A 15,750-nucleotide genomic window follows, 5' to 3' on the forward strand; every position below is an offset into this window, starting at 1 on the left:
GACACCGAACCGTATCTTGTACCTCCCGGCCCCGCCGCCCCGGGTCAGCCGAGGACGTTCACGCGCCTCTGAGCAGCGGCGACGGAAGGCCGTCCGATGTAGACACCGAACCGCATCCTGCACCTCTCGGCCCCACCGCCGCGGCCGGGACGTTCGCGGGCGCGCGAGCAGCTGCGGCGAACGGGGGCGTCCGATGTGGACACCGAGCCGTATGTTGTACCTCTCGGTCCCGCCGCCTGGGGTCTGCCGGGACGTTCGCGGGCCCACGGAGTCGGCGGATCGGGCGTACGATCCCGCCGTTCGGGGCCGAACGAGCCTGGCTCCGGCCCCGGGCGGCGGACGCGGAGAAACTCCTTCCGGCACCGGCACTCGGGGCTGGACGAATGAGAGGGATGCCATGACGGTCAGAGTCGTGCTCAGCGACATCAACGCCAAGGTCGTGCAGTCCTGGATGTCGGCTTTCGCCGACGAGCCCGGGGTCGAGATCGTGAAGGGTTCGATCCTCAACCAGCACGTCGACGCGTGGGTGACGCCGACCAACTCGCACGGCGTCATGAGCGGCGGCGTCGACGCGGTGATCCTGCGGCATCTGGGGCCGGGCATCCAGCTGCGGGTACAGCGGGCGATCCAGGACGAGTTCGCCGGCACGCTGCCCATCGGCGCCGCGGTGTGCGTTCCGTCAGGCGCGGCGAACCCGAAGTACCTCATCTCGGCGCCGACGATGCACACTCAAGCAGAAAACGTGCGCCACACGCTCAACGTGGCCCTGGCGTGCGCGGCCGCGTTCCAGGCCGTCCACATGCAGAACGAGCGCCAGCCCGGCAGCATCACGTCGGTGGCACTCGTCGGCATGGGCGCGGCGACGGGGAAGGTCCCGCCGCAGGTGTGCGCGAACCTGATGTGGGCCGGCTACACCCTGTTCGGGGAGAGCACGTTCGACGACTACGCCGAGCTGCGCGCCACGGTGAGCGAGCAGCTCGGCGACATCGAGACCCGCCCGTCGACCGAGCGGGTGCGGATCACTCCCCCGGCCGCCCGCCGGCGCCGCTAGGTTCGCCGACGCCGCTAGGTTCGCTGGCGCCGCTAGGTTCGCCAGCGCCGCTAGGTTCGCCAGCGCCGCTAGGTTCGCCAGCGCCGCTAGGTTCGCCAGCGCCGCTAGGTTCGCCAGCGCCGCTAGGTTCGCCGGTCCCGGCGGGGACCGCACGCCCCGAGCAGCATGCCGAGCGACGCGGGGCCGGCCACCATCGCGACCCCGTGCATCCGCACCCGGCACGGTTTGCGGAGCACATGCCGCGTTCGCCGCGTCGCGGTGCCTGGAACATCACGTTCCGCAAGGGCGCCGTGCTCCACAACTCGGCGCTGGCTGCGCGACCGGCATTCGGGTTCGTGGAGCGGCTGGTCGCCCTCGACCAAGTGCTCCACGGCCCGGTGCCGAAGCGCGGCAGCAGTTCGACGGATGCCGCAGCCGCGGGCTCCTGCCGGTCAGTCGTCGCTCAGCACCGGCTGGTGGAGCGGTTGGCCGCGCTCCACCAACTGCTCCACGGCTCGGTGCCGAAGCGACAGCACCCCGGCCTCGCGGAGCACTTGGCCGCCTTCGACCAGCCGCTCCACAACCCGGCGCCGGTGCGCGGCGGCACTTCGGCGGGGTGCCGCAGCCGTGGGCTCCTGCCCGTCAGTCCTCGCTCAGCACCGGCTCGTGGAGCGTGTACCCGCGCTCGACCAGCTGCTCCACGACCCGGTGCCGGGTAAGCGAGAGTACGTGCGTCTCCACCTCGGCGTGATCAAGCAGCTCGTTGTAGGTGTCGCGCACCACCTGCTCGACCTCGGCGCCCGGTGCGTCCGGGAACCGCTCCCGCACGATGTCGACCTCTCGCCGCAGCGCCGTCTCGATGTCGCCGAGGTGAGCGACCCCATCATGTTCGGACATTGCGCACCGTCCTTTCGTGCTTTCGCATGAGATCTCCTGGTTGCCCCCGCCGATGAACACCAGGTGAACTGGCGGACAGGCGCGCACCGACCGTGCGGCACGAGCAACGCACGACATGAACGGCGGGCCCGGTCCAAGCGGCCAGGCCCCGCGCGCAGGCCGCGCTCCAGTGTCCGACGCACGGATACGTCGCAGACGCACGCGCGACGTCCGGCTGCGCACCACCGCCACCGAGCACCGGCTTAGCACGCAATTGGGCCCGGCGCGGCATCGGTCCCGCCTCGGGGCGGACCGGCCGGCGTGATCCGGTGCACGAATGCGCGGTAGGCAGCGGGCCGCGGGCGGCCGAGGCCCGGGCAGCCAGCGGTAGCCGGTAGGCGGCGGCCGAGGGCCGAGCGGCGAGCCGCGGCCGGTAGGCGGCAGGCGGCTTCGGCCGAGGGCCGAGCGGCGGGCCGCGGCCAATAAACGGTAGGCGGACGAGGCCCCGGCGGCGGGCGGAGCGTTACAAGCGTGCGGCTACGGCTGCGCGCAGCTCCGGCAGGCGATCGTGCAGCAGCCCGGGGCACTCGGTCGTGTTGAAGTCCTTGTGCCCGTAGATCTCCGTGGGCGGGATCCCGTACTGGTGGCACACGAACGCGCAGAAGTCGACGAGGCTGTTCCACAGGGCGGCCGGCGGCTGCACGGTGAGGTACGTTCCCTCGTTCTCGATCCCGATGGCCTGGTCGTTCTGGCCCACGCAGTGTGCGCCCTGCACCATGGTCTGCCCGTGGAGCAGCGCGTACAGGCTGCCGTGGCGGCCCTCGGTCAGCCAGCCGCCGCGGCTGTTGGTGAAGTGCTGGCCGCTGTCGACCCAGTGATTCGTGTCCATGTGCAGGTTCTGGATGTCGCGCGAGTTCGCGAACGCGTGGGCCTGCGAGTAGTCGGTCGAGTTGGCCATCGCCGTGTGGTGTACCACGATCTTGTTCGGCCGATGCTGATCGATTGTGAGCGCTCCGGACGGCGGGCGGGCGCCCCAGGCTCCGCAGCTCGCGATCGAGGGCTGCTCGACCGTGGCGGCCAGGCCGTCGGGCGCCGCGGCCGGGCCGGTGAGACCCAGCGCCGCGAGTGAGGCCGCGCCGGGAGTCAAGGGCGCGGCGGCAGCGGGACGGGCGGGCACGAGCAGCGCGGCGGCTCCGCCGAGCAGCACGGCGCGGCGAGTGAGACGAGCCATGAGACCTCCCCGAACAGGGTTTGGGCCATCGACTGAAGTCACTGTAGATTTTCCCCAGACTTCGACGCAAGCCTATTGAAAGTTTCCGACGTACGTGAGCTAATTCGTGAAGTTCTTTACCGGAACGGCCCCGCAAGGGAAGGGGAGGCACCCGTGAACCGACGACGGCTCGGCGCACTCGCGGCGCTGGCTCTGACGGCCGCCATGGTCCTGTTCGGCTCGCCGGCGAGCGCGGCGACCGTGACGTACGGCCAGGATGTGTCCGGATATCAGGGCAGCGTCAACTGGCAGGCGCAGTGGAACGCCGGCTCGCGGTTCGCCTACATCAAGGCGACCGAGGGCACCTACTACACCAATCCGTCCTTCGCCCAGCAGTACAACGGCTCGTACAACATCGGCATGATCCGCGGCTCCTACCACTTCGCGATCCCGAACGGTGGCGGCGGCGCGGCCCAGGCGGACTACTTCGTCGCGCACGGCGGCGGCTGGTCCAAGGACGGCAAGACCCTGCCCGGCGCCCTGGACATCGAGTACAACCCGTACGGCGCAACCTGCTACGGACTCTCGCAGTCGGCGATGGTGAGCTGGATCCGGGCGTTCCTGAACCAGTACAACGCGCGTACCGGCCGCTGGGCGGTCATCTACACGACCACCGACTGGTGGGTCACGTGCACCGGCAACTACAGCGGCTTCTGGGCGAACTCGCCGCTGTGGCTCGCGCGGTACAGCAGCAGCCCCGGCACCCTCCCGGCCGGCGCGCCGACGTGGTCGTTCTGGCAGTACTCGAGCACCGGCCCCTTCGCCGGGGACTCCAACCAGTGGAACGGCGCCCTCGACCGGCTCAAGGTGCTGGCCTGCAACGGCGCCTGCTGAAACCCGCTCGAACCGCTCCGCGACGCGCCGGGCGCGCGTCCGTAGCAGCACCCGCCGCACTCGTCCCGGGCCGGCCCCCGACCCGGGACGAGTGCTCCGCTGTTCGAACGCTCAGCCGCACCTGGCGCCGCACGGCGTGGACGCGGAGCGGCGGGGTCGGCGTGGGTGTTCGAGACCTACGACGAGTTCGACCACGCAGCGATGCGCATTCGATCAGTTTTCGAGAAGCGTGGCCGCCGCGGCCCCTCCTAGCATGGGAAACGTTCCGATCAACGAGCGTTTCCGGAGGTACCAGCCATGGCCCGCAAGTCGACCCAGACCTTCACCGACGACGAGCGCGCGGCGATGCAGGAACACGCGGCCGAGGTGCGCGCCTCCGCCTCCCGCCGCGGCTCGAAGGCCGACAAGGCCGCCGAGGACCTCAAGGCGCTGCTCGAAAAGATCGAGGAGATGTCCGAGGCCGACCGCGTGATGGCCTCGCGGGTGCACGCGCTCGTGCTGGAGAACGCGCCCGAGCTCGCGCCCAAGCTCTGGTACGGCATGCCGGCCTACTACAAGGGCACGAAGTCGGTGTGCTTCTTCCAGCCGGCGCAGAAGTTCAAGACGCGCTACGCGACGCTGGGCTTCAACGAGGACGCGGCGCTGGACGACGGGGAGATGTGGCCCGTGGCGTACGCGCTGCAGGATCTGACGCCGGCCGTCGAGGCGCGCATCGCCGCCCTGATCAAGCAGGCCGCCGGCTGACCGAAGCCGCATTGCGCCACGACACGGTGAGCGAACGCGCACAGACTCTCGCGCCGGGCTCAGTGAGCGAACGGGCACGGAAGGACTGAGCGAGGCGCGCAGAAACGGCCGCGGCGGGGTGAGCGAGCCGCGCGAACACCCCCGGCGAGATGAGCGAGCCGCCCGAACGGCCGCGTGGGGTGAGCGAGCCGCGCAAGCGGGTGCGGCGAAGTGAGCGAGTCGCGCGGACGTGACGCGCTCCCGTGCGAACGGCGAGGCGGGCATGTCCAGGCCCCGGAATCGTGCACCACTTCGCACTCCTCGACCTGGTGCGACGGCGGCGGACCAGGTCGCGCCAGTGGCCGTGCCGCGGCCATGGGGGCGCCGGGGTGGGCCCCCCGCCGCGCCGAAGGCACAACAACACAGAGGTGCCGAGAGCGCACGAACGCAGAGATGCCGAACGCGCACGAACACTGCAAACTGGCCGGGTGCCGAACACGAATCCGACCGGTGTGGTGATGCCGAGCGTCGACGGGAAGGTCAGCTCCTCCGCGCTCGGGCGGGCCGTGGTCGCCGATGCGCTGCGCGGGGTCGATCCCGTCGGGGCGCGCGGGGCCGAGGCCTCGACCGACTGGCGGCATGACTACCTGGTGCATTTCCGGCGGCTGGTCGAGGCCGGGCTGCCGTCCCGCGAGGCCGCGCTCACGATCGCGCAGGATGGGCTTGCGTCTTTGCATGAGCGGATGCGGTACCGCAGCGGGACGGACGGTGCCGAAGAACCGCTCTCGGCCGCATTCGCCGCCGGTGGGCAGCCGCTGCGGACGGTCACCATCGCGGGGCGGGGGAAGGCGGAGCGGGAGCTCGTCGTGCCGTACCGGGGGCGGCTGCTCGCCGGGCGGGAGCTCGACCTGCAGCTCGAGCGGTGGGTCGCGGCCGGGATCATCGAGCCGTCCTGTGCGCGGATCGTGCAGACCGTCGCGGCGAATCCCGGCTGGCTGGCGCTCGAAGGGCACCGCGTCGTCGTGCTCGGGGCGGGGGCCGAGATGGGGCCGCTGCGGGCGCTGCTGCGGTGGGGGGCCGACGTGGTCGCCGTCGACCTGCCCCGGCCGGCGATCTGGGAGCGGCTGCAGGGGCCGGCGCAGCGGTACGCCGGACGCCTCCACGTGCCGGTGACCGGCGAGGAACGGGGCGCCGACCTGCTGCACGACCTCGGGCGGGTGGCCGACTGGATCGAGGGGCTCGACGGGCGGCTCGTGCTCGGCAACTACGTGTACGCCGACGGGGCGCTCAATGTCCGGGTGGCGATGGCCGTCGACGCGCTCACGATGCGGCTGCGGCAGCGGCGGCCGGATCTCGGGCTGGCGTTCCTGGCCACGCCGACCGACGTGTTCGCGGTGCCCGACGACGCCGTCGACGAGGCGAACCGGCGCTACGCGGCGGCGAGCGGCATCGGGCGGTTCCGGCGGCCGTTGCGCGTGGTGAGCGCCGGGCGCCTGCTCACCCGCAACTATCCGCCGGGGCTCTATCCGGGCGTCAACGACAGTCTGGTACCGCAGCAGGGTCCGAATTATGCGCTCGCCAAACGGCTGCAGCGCTGGCGGGCGGCCGAGGCCCGGGCCGCGGGGCTGCCGGTGTCGCTGGCCGTCGCGCCCGCCACCCGCACCCGCAGCGTGGTGAAGAACCGGCTCCTCGCGGCGGCGTTCGCCGGGGCGCACCGGTTCGGCATCGAGATCTTCGAGCCCGCGACCAGTAACACGCTCATGGCCGCGCTGCTCGTGCACGATCTCAACGCCGCGCGGCCGGCGCTCGGGCATCCGTGGCAGGACGAGGCGTTCGCGGCGGCGCACGGCGGGCTGTGGCGCCAGCCGTACTCGGCCCGAAGCGCCCTGGGCATCGCGGTGCTGATGGGCATCGGCGGGGCGCGCGGCTGACGGCGACCGGCGGGGCGCGCGGCCGATGTCAGCGGCCGCGTCAGGGCGCTGGCGGTGCCGTGTCAGCCGCGCTCGCGATGGTGGTCGCACAACACCTTCCGCAAAGGAGCGCCCACCATGACGATCACCCTCTCCGACCAGGACAAGAACACCCTGCGCATCGGCGCGTACGGTGCCGTCACGCTGCTGTCGGCCGCCGGCGCCGCCGGTGGTTCGCCGCACCGGATCGCCACCGACGGCAGCATCGCGCTCGGTTCGGCGACGGGCCTGGTGGGGCACGTGCTCGCCGAGTACCCGAAGCACAAGGACCTCAACGGCAGGTCCGTGGCCGAGATCGCCGACCGCGTGCTGCCGGCCCTGACCGCGGCTTCGGGCCTGCTCAAGGCGCGGGCCCCGGAGGAGGCGGCGAACTTCCGCGGCGCCGTCCTCACCGCGCTCGAGGCGGCCACGCACCACGCGCCGCCGACCCCGGTGATGGCCGACATGATCCGCAAGATCACCGAGGCCATCGACGCCGCCTGACCCACCGCGGCGCCGGCCGTGCCGCGGGACCCGTCCGGGTTTCGCGGCACGGCCGGCGCCGGACTTGCACTTATGGGGGTGTGGCCATACAGTTGCAACGCGGACCGGACGGACGCCGGACGCACGAGCGGCGGCCCACCCGGCTCGAGCCCGGGCGACCGCCGCGCGTACTGCTCCAGACTGCTGTAGACGTGAGGTTATGGCTCCGGCGTCGCGGATCAGTTGACTGCGAGCCAGATGATCCAGGCACAGAAACACAGCGTCGTGCTCAGCACCACAAGGGGTCCTTCCATAAGGGGTCGGTCATCCTGGATCATCATCGAGTCCTTGGCCGTCATTCAACGCACGGCGACCGTTGTGACCGTTTTGTAATGACGGCCGCATACGTCAGACTTAATGGCGATTTTACCTTTCTTGCATTTGGTGCACGCGCCCGTGCCAGTTTCGTCCAGTTTGCCAACAAAAGCCGCTGAGCGGCGCCGGTAGAGTTCACGCACAGATCGATAGGCGACACTCATAGTCATCTCCATGTCGTTGCTGTGCGTGTCCTCGAGGACAATTACCGGAGGCCGCGATGACCGATGAAATTGCGCTCGCCATCGCTTCCACACTCGCCACCAAAGGCACCGAGGCGCTGATCGCCGAAGGCCGGACCGCACTCGCCGCGCTGCTCCAGACGATCCGCGACCGGTTCCGCCCCGGCAGCCGGGAGGGCAACGCCCTGCAGGAGGCGATCGCCCACCGGGAAGACGGCGAGCGACAGCTCGCCCTGGCCGAACTGCTCGGCCGGGCGCTGGCCGACGATCCGCAGTTCGCCGCCCGGGTCCTCGCGCGGTGGCACGCCGTCCAGCGGGAACTGACGCTCGGCCGGGACACGGTGAGCAATCACTTCAGCGGCACCGCGGACAAGGTTGTCCAGGCCAGAGACGTCCACGGCGACATCGCACTCTGACGTGCGCGGCGGGCAGCGTCCTGCGATGTCGAACGAGCTCTCCGGGACCGTCAACGGCCCCGCCGTGCAGGCCGGATCGATCCGCGATGTGCACATCCATCAGCCGGCCGCCTCCACACCGGTACCGCGCCAGCTGCCACCGCCGGCCCCCCACTTCACCAGCCGGGCCGACGCCCTCGCCCGCCTCGACGGACTGCTCGACCGGGGCGGCCGGCTGCTCGTGGCACTGATCGGGCCGGGCGGCGTCGGCAAGACCGCGCTGGCCCTGGGGCGGCGAAGCAGCGGGGCATGCTGGCCGTACTGCTGTATCACGCCGGAGAAAACGTTCGGATCGAGACGATAACCGAATTCCTGTGGTCCGATCACGATCAGGTCGGCCACCGGTCGAATATGTACGCGCTGGCCAGCAGAATCCGCGCCGCGCTGCACCGGGCCGGCCTAGGCCGGGCGTTGCTGCGATCGCCGACCACGAGCGCCTACCGGCTCGACGTCGACCCGGGCCTGGTGGATTTCCATCGGTTCCGGCAACTCGTTGCCCGGAGCCGGATCGCCGCCGATCGGCGGGATTTCGGCACCGCCGCGCAACTCCTCGACGAGGCCGTTCTCCTGTGGCGCGACGAGCCACTCGCCGATCTGCGTACGGCACCGGCCGAGCACCTTCGCGAGACCATGAGCACCGCGCTGCTGGAGGCGCGGAAGCTGCTGGCGGCGAACCGCCTGCGGCTCGGCCAGCACCATCGAGCTCTCGTCGAGCTCGAGCCGCTCATGGGCGCCGACGATGTCGACGAGACGCTCGCCCAGCTGTGGGTGGACGGGTTGAGCGCGGCGGGACGGGACCACGAGGCGCGCGCATATCTGCACACCTTCCGCCGCCGGTTCCGCCGGACGATGCGCGCGGAGCCCGCCGTCGGGCTGCCGGTGGCGACACCCGGCCCGGGCGGCCGCGCCACCGTAACCGGACCCGCCGCGCCACCGGCCGGCGCCATCCCGCCCCAGCAGCTGCCCAAGGATGTCAGCGACTTCACCGGGCGCGAGCCGCTCCTGGCCGACATCGACGCGCTGGTGCGACCGGACAGCACCGGCGTGGTGGCGCTCAGCGGTATGCCGGGTGTCGGCAAGACGGCCCTTGCGGTCCACTGGGCCCACCGGCAGCGGCACCGGTTCCCGGACGGGCAGCTCTACCTGGACGCGAACGCCTACGGGCCGACCGCGCCGGTCGACCCCGAGGACGCGCTCGGGCGCTTCCTCGAGGCGCTGGACGTGCCGCCCGATCTGATGCCGGTCGGCCTGGAGCGGCGGAGAAACCGGTTCAACCAGCTGCTCGCCGGCCGGCGCGTGCTCGTCGTGCTCGACAACGTCCGCGACTCCCGCCAGGCCCGGCCGCTGATCTCCACCGCGGCCGAGTGCCTGACGGTGATCACCAGCCGGACCCGCCTGCGGGGCCTGACCGTCCGCGAGGGAGTCCAGAGCCTCACCGTCACGCCGTTGCCCGACACCGACTCCTTCGCGCTGCTCGCCCGGACCGTCGGCGCCGCCCGGGCCGGCGCGGAACCGGGCGCCGTCGAGGCGCTGGCCCGGCTCTCGGGCGGGCTCCCGCTGGCGCTGCGCATCATCGGTGAACATGTCGCCGAGCGGCCGCGGGCCGCCGTCTGCGGCCTCGTCGACGAACTCACCGCCCGCCTGCTGGACGCCGACGGCGAGGACGACGAGGAGACGAGCCTGCGAACGATGTTCGCCTGGTCCTATCAGGCCCTCATGCCCGAAGCGGCCCGCCTCTTCCGGATGCTCGGGCTGTACCCCGGCCCGAGCATCGGGCCCGAGGCGGCAGCGGCGTTGCTCGGCACCGGCGTCGTCCGCGCCGAAGCCCTGCTCGACACGCTGGCGAAGATGTGCCTCATCAACCACGACACGGCCCGCCGGTACCGGCTGCACGACCTGCTCCACCGGTTCGCCGCCGACAGGGCCGGCGAGGACGACCCGGACGTGCGCGCAGACGCCCAGCGGCGGCTCCTGGATTGGTCGCTGCTGACCGGCGTCAACGCGGTGGCGGTCCTGGCGCCCGACCGGCCCCCGGTGCCCGACCTCCCGCCGGCGACCACCGTCCGGCCGCAGACCTTCGCCGGCGACACCGACGCGATGGCCTGGTGCGAGGCGGAGCGCGAGAACCTGGCGGCGGTCGGCCTGTGGGCCGGTCGACACGGCTTCGACCGGCACGCGTGGCAGCTGCCGGAGGTGCTGGTGGAACTGTTCCAGCGGCGCGGGCACCAGGAGGAGGTGCTGCCGCTGCTCAAGTCCGCGCTGCTCGCGGCCGAGCGCGACGGGCACCCGATCGCGCAGGTCGGCACGCTCAACAACATCGGCACCGCGTACTTCGCGCTGCACGACCACGTCAATGCGGCGGCCAGCATCGAGCAGGCGCGGCGACTGGCCCGCCGGATCGGTTTCGCCGAGGGTGAGGTGGCGTGCCTGCACAACCTCGCGACCGTTCACCTCGCCAACGGCGACGCCGAGCTCGCCGCGCGCGGCTACCGAGAGGTGATCGGTGTCTGCCGAGCCGGCGGAAACCCGATGGGCGAGGCCTCTGCGCTGCACCGGCTCGGCGACGCGCTGACCCGGATGGGCGAGCCCGACGACGCGGCCGCCGCCTACCGCGCCGCGCTGGGCCTGCGCGAGCGCACCGGCTCGTTGCGAGGCCAGAGTGCGACCCATCGTGCGCTGGCCACGCTGTACCTGGGTCTCGACCGCCCCGGCCTCGCACTCCGCCACGGCGAACGCGCGCTGGCCATTCACGGTGACGCCCGGGACGATCCGGGCCTCTGCGACACGCTCATCGCCATGGCCGACATCCATCGCCGGCTCACTCGGCCGGTCGAGGCGATGCGCGATGCCGAGCGGGCGGCCGCGCTGAGCACCGAGCTGGCCGACGCCCGCCGCCGGTGCCAGGCGCTGGCCGTCCTGGCCGACGCCCTCGCCGCGTCGGGCGAGGAGGCGCTCGCGGCGTGCCGCCTCGCCGAGGCCCTGGCCCTCATCGAGGAGATCGACGATCCGCGAATGCGTCCGACCCTGGAGCGGCTCCTCGCGGCGCGCCGCCGGGCTGCGGGCCCGCCCGACCCGCCTCGGCGCGTCGCCCCGTAGGTCACGGAGCCACGCAGCCGCGGCGGGTCCGGGCGGTCCCGCGGCCCGGCGAGCGGCCCGGACCCGCTACGGCATGCCGGTCGGCACTGGCGTCGTCGGGCGCCGCGTCGGCCACGACGTCGGCAGCACCGTCGGCCACAGCGTGGGCAGCAGCGTCGGCCGGGCGGTCCGGGTGGCGGTCGGGGTCGCGGTCGGCGTCTGCCGCGGCCGCGTGGTCGGCCGCGTCGTCGGGTGCGTCGTCGGCCGGTGCGTCGGCTTCATCGTGGGCCGTACGGTCGGCCAGGGCAACGGCCCGGGCGTCCACGTCGGAACGGGCAGGCCGATCGGCCCGCCGGTGCAGGACAGCCCCTTCACGTTCGTGGCGGCCATCGCGAGGTGGTTGCGCAGCGTGGGCAGCGTGTCCCGGGCGAACGCCCGCAGCTTCGCGTTCTGCCCGTCGGCGGCCTCCCGCTCGAACAGGCCGACGTCGGCGACGTGGTCGGCGTACATCGCGGGGGCGTAGGAGCAGTCGAACGCCCGGCCGGACAGCGCCGACCAGATGCCCAGGATGGCGCGCTGGACGCTGTCGGGCTTGTCCGGGGCGCTGAGGCCCAGGCCCTTGGCCAGGGCGGCCAGTTTGTCGGCGGCCTTCGTGTGGTCCGTGACCATGTGCCGGCCGAACGCTGTGACCGCCGGGTCCACGGCCCGGTCGGTGGCGAGCCGGCCGGCCGCGACCTCGTAGGCGCCGCCGTGCCCGGCGGCGTCGACGAACGCACGGTCCATGGACGACAGGTCCCTGGCGGCGGCTTCGGCGGGGGCGGGGACCACGGCGGCGGCGAGTACGGCCGCCGCGAGCGTGCAGACCTTGACACTGAACGGGACGCGCATGACGGCGCCCTCCAATCGTGGGGACTGAACAGTTGCCGCAACTCTCAGTAACCACGCAACTACAGATGTAACGCGGCGCTCGGTTGCAAACGCGCCGTCAGAGGATTGGTAGTCCGCCCAGCCGATGGGTAAACAGAGCCGAGGCGAGGCAGGCACGCAACGCCCGGCGAAGCCATCACCGGGGAGCGGGCGCGCCCGAGGGCGCGCGGGCAGGGTGAGCCCAAGTCTGTGGGGCGAGCGGGACTCGAACCCGCGACCAAGGGATTATGAGTCCCCAGCTCTAACCGGCTGAGCTATCGCCCCGAGCGGAGCAAGCTTACCGAGCCGCGCAAGTGCAATGCCGCCCGGAAACGGGCCGGAACGAGAAAATGGCCCCCGAAGAGGCCGGACTGGCTCCCGCGATAGGACTCGAACCTATAACCTGCCGGTTAACAGCCGGCTGCTCTGCCAATTGAGCTACGCGGGATCGTGCATCCCCCTCTGTTCGAGGGCGACCGGGAAAGAGTACAGCACGACTCGGGGGGTCTTCGCCACCGGGTATCCCTTTCGGGTGCCCCCGGCCAGCAATCGGCGGCAAGATCGATGTGTCGGCCCGACGATGGACGGGTATGTCAACACCGGCGGCGCACCAGGCACTGATGACTCGCGCCGTCAGAAGGAGGTCGTCGCCATGCGCGGCAAGCTTTTGTTCCTCGGCGGTCTGGCGGCGGGCTTTGTGCTCGGGGCCCGAGCCGGTCGGGAGAAGTATGAGGAGCTCAAGGCCACTGCTCTGAAGATCAAGGAGAGCCCGACGGTCCAGGAGGCCGCCGGCGTTGTCCAGGAGCAGGCCACCCGGCTCTACAGCGAGAGCAAGACCAAGGTGACCGACAAGCTGGCGAACAGCCGCTTCGCGGAGACCGAGATGGGGCAGCGGCTGCTGCACACGTCCGACTCCCCCGCGATCGAGCGGGACCTCGCGACGAGTGGTGCGCCCACGACTCCGTCGACGGGGACCAGCTACTAGCGGTACACCCGAACGTGTCGAAGGCCGGCCCCCGACGGGGCCGGCCTTCACCGTGCGGGGTCAGGACGAGGACGAGAACGCGGCGTCGAACGCGGCCGAGGGGGCGTCGAAGGCGAGGCCGCGCACGAAGCGGATGGCCTCGGGCGCGCCGACGAGCCGGTCCATGCCGGCGTCCTCCCACTCGATCGAGATCGGGCCGTCGTACCCGATCGCGTTCAGCGCCCGGAAGCAGTCCTCCCAGGGCACGTCGCCGTGGCCGGTGGAGACGAAGTCCCAGCCGCGGCGCATGTCGGCCCACGGCAGGTGCGAGGCGAGCCGGCCGCGGCGGCCGTCGCCGGTGCGGACCTTCGCGTCCTTGCAGTCGACGTGGTAGATCCGGTCGGCGAAGTCGAAAATGAAGTTCACCGGGTCGAGCTCCTGCCACACGAAGTGCGACGGGTCCCAGTTGAGCCCGAACGCGGGCCGGTTGCCGATGGCTTCGAGCGTCCGCTTGGTGGTCCAGTAGTCGTACGCGATCTCGCTGGGGTGCACCTCGTGCGCGAACTTGACGCCGACCTCGTCGAAGACGTCGAGGATCGGGTTCCAGCGGTCGGCGAAGTCCTGGTAGCCGGCCTCGATCATCTCCGGCGGGACCGGCGGGAACATGGCCAGCGTGTGCCAGATGGACGAGCCGGTGAAGCCCACGACCACGTCGACGCCGAGCTTGCGGGCGGCGCGGGCGGTGTTCTTGATGTCCTCGGCGGCGCGCTGCCGCACGCCCTCGGCCTCGCCGTCGCCCCAGATGCGCGCGGGCAGGATGCCCTGGTGCCGCTGGTCGATCGGGTGGTCGCAGACGGCCTGGCCCACCAGGTGGTTGGAGATGGCCCAGACCTTCAGGTTGTACTTCGCGAGCGTCTCCAGCTTCCGGTCCACGTAGGACTCGTCGGCCAGGGCCTTGTCGACCTCGAAGTGATCACCCCAGCAGGCGATCTCGAGGCCGTCGTAGCCCCACTCGGACGCCAGGCGGCAGACCTCCTCGAACGGGAGATCGGCCCACTGGCCGGTGAAAAGCGTGATTGGACGCGCCATGTTGCTGTCCTTCCGGGCAATGAAGGTTCAGGCGCGAGGGTGACCTGCTGAAAGCTACAACGGAGTCGTGCGGTGGGTTGCGCCCCCACACGGCAATCCTAAAAGACCTGGTAGCAAAGCAAAAGAGACCAGAAGCCTTTTCAGAGCTACCGCGATGTCCGTCGTGGTGCGGACCGTTACTCCCGTGGCCTCACCCTCCGCCGTGGTCACGGTCGCGGCGAACCCGCCCCGACCCCGACGCCGACCCTGATGCCAGCGACACGCGACCGAACGACCACGGCCACGGCCACGGCCACAAACGCGCGGAAACGAGCAGACGGCAACGCACGCAGCGCGCACAGCACGAACGCGCGGAAACGACCAGAGGGCAATGCGCACAGCGCGCACAGCACGAACGCGCAGAAACGAGCAGACGGCACCGCGCACAGCGCGCACAGCACGAACGCGCGGAAACGAGCAGACGGCACCGCACGCAGCGAGCAGGGCGCGGCACAGGACGAGCAGAGGGCAACGCACCCGGGGCGAGCAGCGGGCACACCCCGCGCACGAGGTTGCCCGCCCGCCCGGACGGCGCGCGCCGGCCCTCCGGTCCGGAGTCGGCGTCACCGAACCGGAGGGCCGAACCGCGCAAGAACGCTGTCCGGGCGGGCGGGTCCCGAAGGAGGGGCCGGTCGGCGTCCGGTCCCTCCCCCGTCAACACGGCCGTCAGCCGACGAGCGTGAGCCCGTCGATCACGACCGTCAGCCGATGAGCGTCAGCTCGCCGATCACGACCCTCAAGCGACGAGCGTGAGCCCGCCGATCACGACCGTCAGCCGACGAGCCGCAAACTCGCCGATCACGACCGTCAGCCGATAACGCGAACCCGCCGATCACGGTTCTCAGCCGACGAGCGCGAACTCATCCATGTCGATCAGTGAGCCGCTGCCGTCGTGACACACGAGGTACACCACCTGCGAAGCCGAGACCGCGAACGGCACCGCGCGGTCCTCGACGGTGACCGCGGGCGGCCGGATCGCCGGGTGCGACGAGAACCAGCCCCCGACCAGGGTGCCGTAGCAGGGCCACGAGTACTCGGTGCCGGCGGCCGCGTGCACGCCGACGTATCCGCCGCCGCCGCGGATGTACGCCTCGCACGCCGTCTGCTGCGCGTCCGTGAGCGCATCGCCGGTCGTCGACAGGAACCCGACGGTCTGGAACTGCGCGAGGCTGCTCACAGTGAACACCGCAAGCAGCCTCGCGGTGAACACCGCGGCGTCCTCGGTGGCGGTGACGGTGCAGCGGTTCGCGGCGCCCAGGGCCTGCACGGCGGCGATGCCGCTGGGGATGGACGAGTGGCGGACGCCGGCCGTCGTGGCGAAGACCAGCACCTTGTACGGCGCGTCGGCCGCCCTGGCGGGGGCAGCGATCAGCACGCCCGGCACGGCGATGATCCGGCCGGCCGTAGCGGCGGCGAGCCACGAGCGGATGGTCATGACAGTTCCTCACGATCGCGTCGTTCCGGGTCTGCGCGCGCCGCCGCGCTGTCATGTCGTGTTGT

General features: G+C 71.6%; 14 protein-coding genes and 2 tRNA genes. 9 read left to right on the plus strand and 7 right to left on the minus strand.

From position 1 onward, the window contains the following. Nucleotides 1-397: 397 nt before the first annotated feature. A complete protein-coding gene (locus tag ACQP1P_RS40745) occupies nucleotides 398-1,051 on the plus strand; it encodes a macro domain-containing protein (RefSeq protein ID WP_433079645.1) in 654 nt (217 codons plus the stop codon). A gap of 621 nt (nucleotides 1,052-1,672) precedes the next feature. Here ACQP1P_RS40745 and ACQP1P_RS40750 read toward each other — a convergent pair. Both ACQP1P_RS40750 and ACQP1P_RS40755 read right to left on the minus strand, forming a co-directional pair. Beyond that, nucleotides 1,673-1,927, minus strand: coding sequence for a three-helix bundle dimerization domain-containing protein (locus ACQP1P_RS40750; protein ID WP_433079647.1), 255 nt, complete (start codon nucleotides 1,925-1,927; stop codon nucleotides 1,673-1,675). A 502-nt stretch (nucleotides 1,928-2,429) separates the two neighbouring features. Then, the gene (locus ACQP1P_RS40755; RefSeq protein ID WP_433079649.1) at nucleotides 2,430-3,137 is read right to left on the minus strand and encodes a peptidoglycan recognition protein family protein; all 708 of its coding nucleotides are present in this window, start codon (nucleotides 3,135-3,137) and stop codon (nucleotides 2,430-2,432) included. 204 nt (nucleotides 3,138-3,341) lie between these two features. On the opposite strand from ACQP1P_RS40755, the gene ACQP1P_RS40760 reads away from it, so the two are divergent. The 7 genes from ACQP1P_RS40760 to ACQP1P_RS40790 all read left to right on the plus strand — a co-directional run bounded on the left by ACQP1P_RS40760 (nucleotide 3,342) and on the right by ACQP1P_RS40790 (nucleotide 11,273). Continuing rightward, a complete protein-coding gene (locus ACQP1P_RS40760) occupies nucleotides 3,342-4,010 on the plus strand; it encodes a lysozyme (RefSeq protein ID WP_433090320.1) in 669 nt (222 codons plus the stop codon). A gap of 297 nt (nucleotides 4,011-4,307) precedes the next feature. Then, nucleotides 4,308-4,754, plus strand: coding sequence for an iron chaperone (locus ACQP1P_RS40765; RefSeq protein ID WP_433079651.1), 447 nt, complete (start codon nucleotides 4,308-4,310; stop codon nucleotides 4,752-4,754). 467 nt (nucleotides 4,755-5,221) lie between these two features. After that, nucleotides 5,222-6,664: a hypothetical protein gene (locus ACQP1P_RS40770; protein WP_433079653.1), complete on the plus strand. Its 1,443-nt coding sequence runs from the start codon at nucleotides 5,222-5,224 to the stop codon at nucleotides 6,662-6,664. A 117-nt stretch (nucleotides 6,665-6,781) separates the two neighbouring features. Further along, complete coding sequence (locus ACQP1P_RS40775; protein ID WP_433079655.1) at nucleotides 6,782-7,186, plus strand: hypothetical protein; 405 nt, start codon at nucleotides 6,782-6,784, stop codon at nucleotides 7,184-7,186. A gap of 574 nt (nucleotides 7,187-7,760) precedes the next feature. Continuing rightward, nucleotides 7,761-8,138 (plus strand): hypothetical protein, encoded by a 378-nt coding sequence (locus tag ACQP1P_RS40780; RefSeq protein WP_433079657.1) that lies wholly within the window; start codon nucleotides 7,761-7,763, stop codon nucleotides 8,136-8,138. A gap of 25 nt (nucleotides 8,139-8,163) precedes the next feature. Next, entirely contained in the window at nucleotides 8,164-8,481 is a 318-nt protein-coding gene (locus tag ACQP1P_RS40785) for a hypothetical protein (protein ID WP_433079659.1), read from the plus strand. A 47-nt stretch (nucleotides 8,482-8,528) separates the two neighbouring features. Next, nucleotides 8,529-11,273 (plus strand): ATP-binding protein, encoded by a 2,745-nt coding sequence (locus ACQP1P_RS40790; RefSeq protein WP_433079661.1) that lies wholly within the window; start codon nucleotides 8,529-8,531, stop codon nucleotides 11,271-11,273. Nucleotides 11,274-11,339: 66 nt separating this feature from the next. Here the strand turns inward: ACQP1P_RS40790 and ACQP1P_RS40795 are convergent, their stop codons facing one another. The 3 genes from ACQP1P_RS40795 to ACQP1P_RS40805 form a co-directional block, all read right to left on the minus strand. Then, nucleotides 11,340-12,140 (minus strand): DUF4142 domain-containing protein, encoded by an 801-nt coding sequence (locus ACQP1P_RS40795; RefSeq protein ID WP_433079663.1) that lies wholly within the window; start codon nucleotides 12,138-12,140, stop codon nucleotides 11,340-11,342. A gap of 229 nt (nucleotides 12,141-12,369) precedes the next feature. Next, nucleotides 12,370-12,443 (minus strand) — tRNA-Ile (locus ACQP1P_RS40800). An 87-nt stretch (nucleotides 12,444-12,530) separates the two neighbouring features. Then, nucleotides 12,531-12,606 (minus strand) — tRNA-Asn (locus ACQP1P_RS40805). Between the two features lie 204 nt (nucleotides 12,607-12,810). On the opposite strand from ACQP1P_RS40805, the gene ACQP1P_RS40810 reads away from it, so the two are divergent. After that, nucleotides 12,811-13,143, plus strand: coding sequence for a hypothetical protein (locus ACQP1P_RS40810; protein ID WP_433079665.1), 333 nt, complete (start codon nucleotides 12,811-12,813; stop codon nucleotides 13,141-13,143). Nucleotides 13,144-13,203: 60 nt separating this feature from the next. On the opposite strand, the gene ACQP1P_RS40815 is transcribed toward ACQP1P_RS40810, so the two are convergent. Both ACQP1P_RS40815 and ACQP1P_RS40820 read right to left on the minus strand, forming a co-directional pair. After that, complete coding sequence (locus ACQP1P_RS40815) at nucleotides 13,204-14,211, minus strand: sugar phosphate isomerase/epimerase family protein (RefSeq protein WP_433079667.1); 1,008 nt, start codon at nucleotides 14,209-14,211, stop codon at nucleotides 13,204-13,206. An 880-nt stretch (nucleotides 14,212-15,091) separates the two neighbouring features. Further along, entirely contained in the window at nucleotides 15,092-15,685 is a 594-nt protein-coding gene (locus ACQP1P_RS40820; protein ID WP_433079669.1) for a ThuA domain-containing protein, read from the minus strand. Nucleotides 15,686-15,750 lie beyond the last annotated feature (65 nt).

It is taken from the genome of Dactylosporangium sp. CA-052675 (genome assembly GCF_050947935.1).
Lineage (GTDB): Bacteria > Actinomycetota > Actinomycetes > Mycobacteriales > Micromonosporaceae > Dactylosporangium.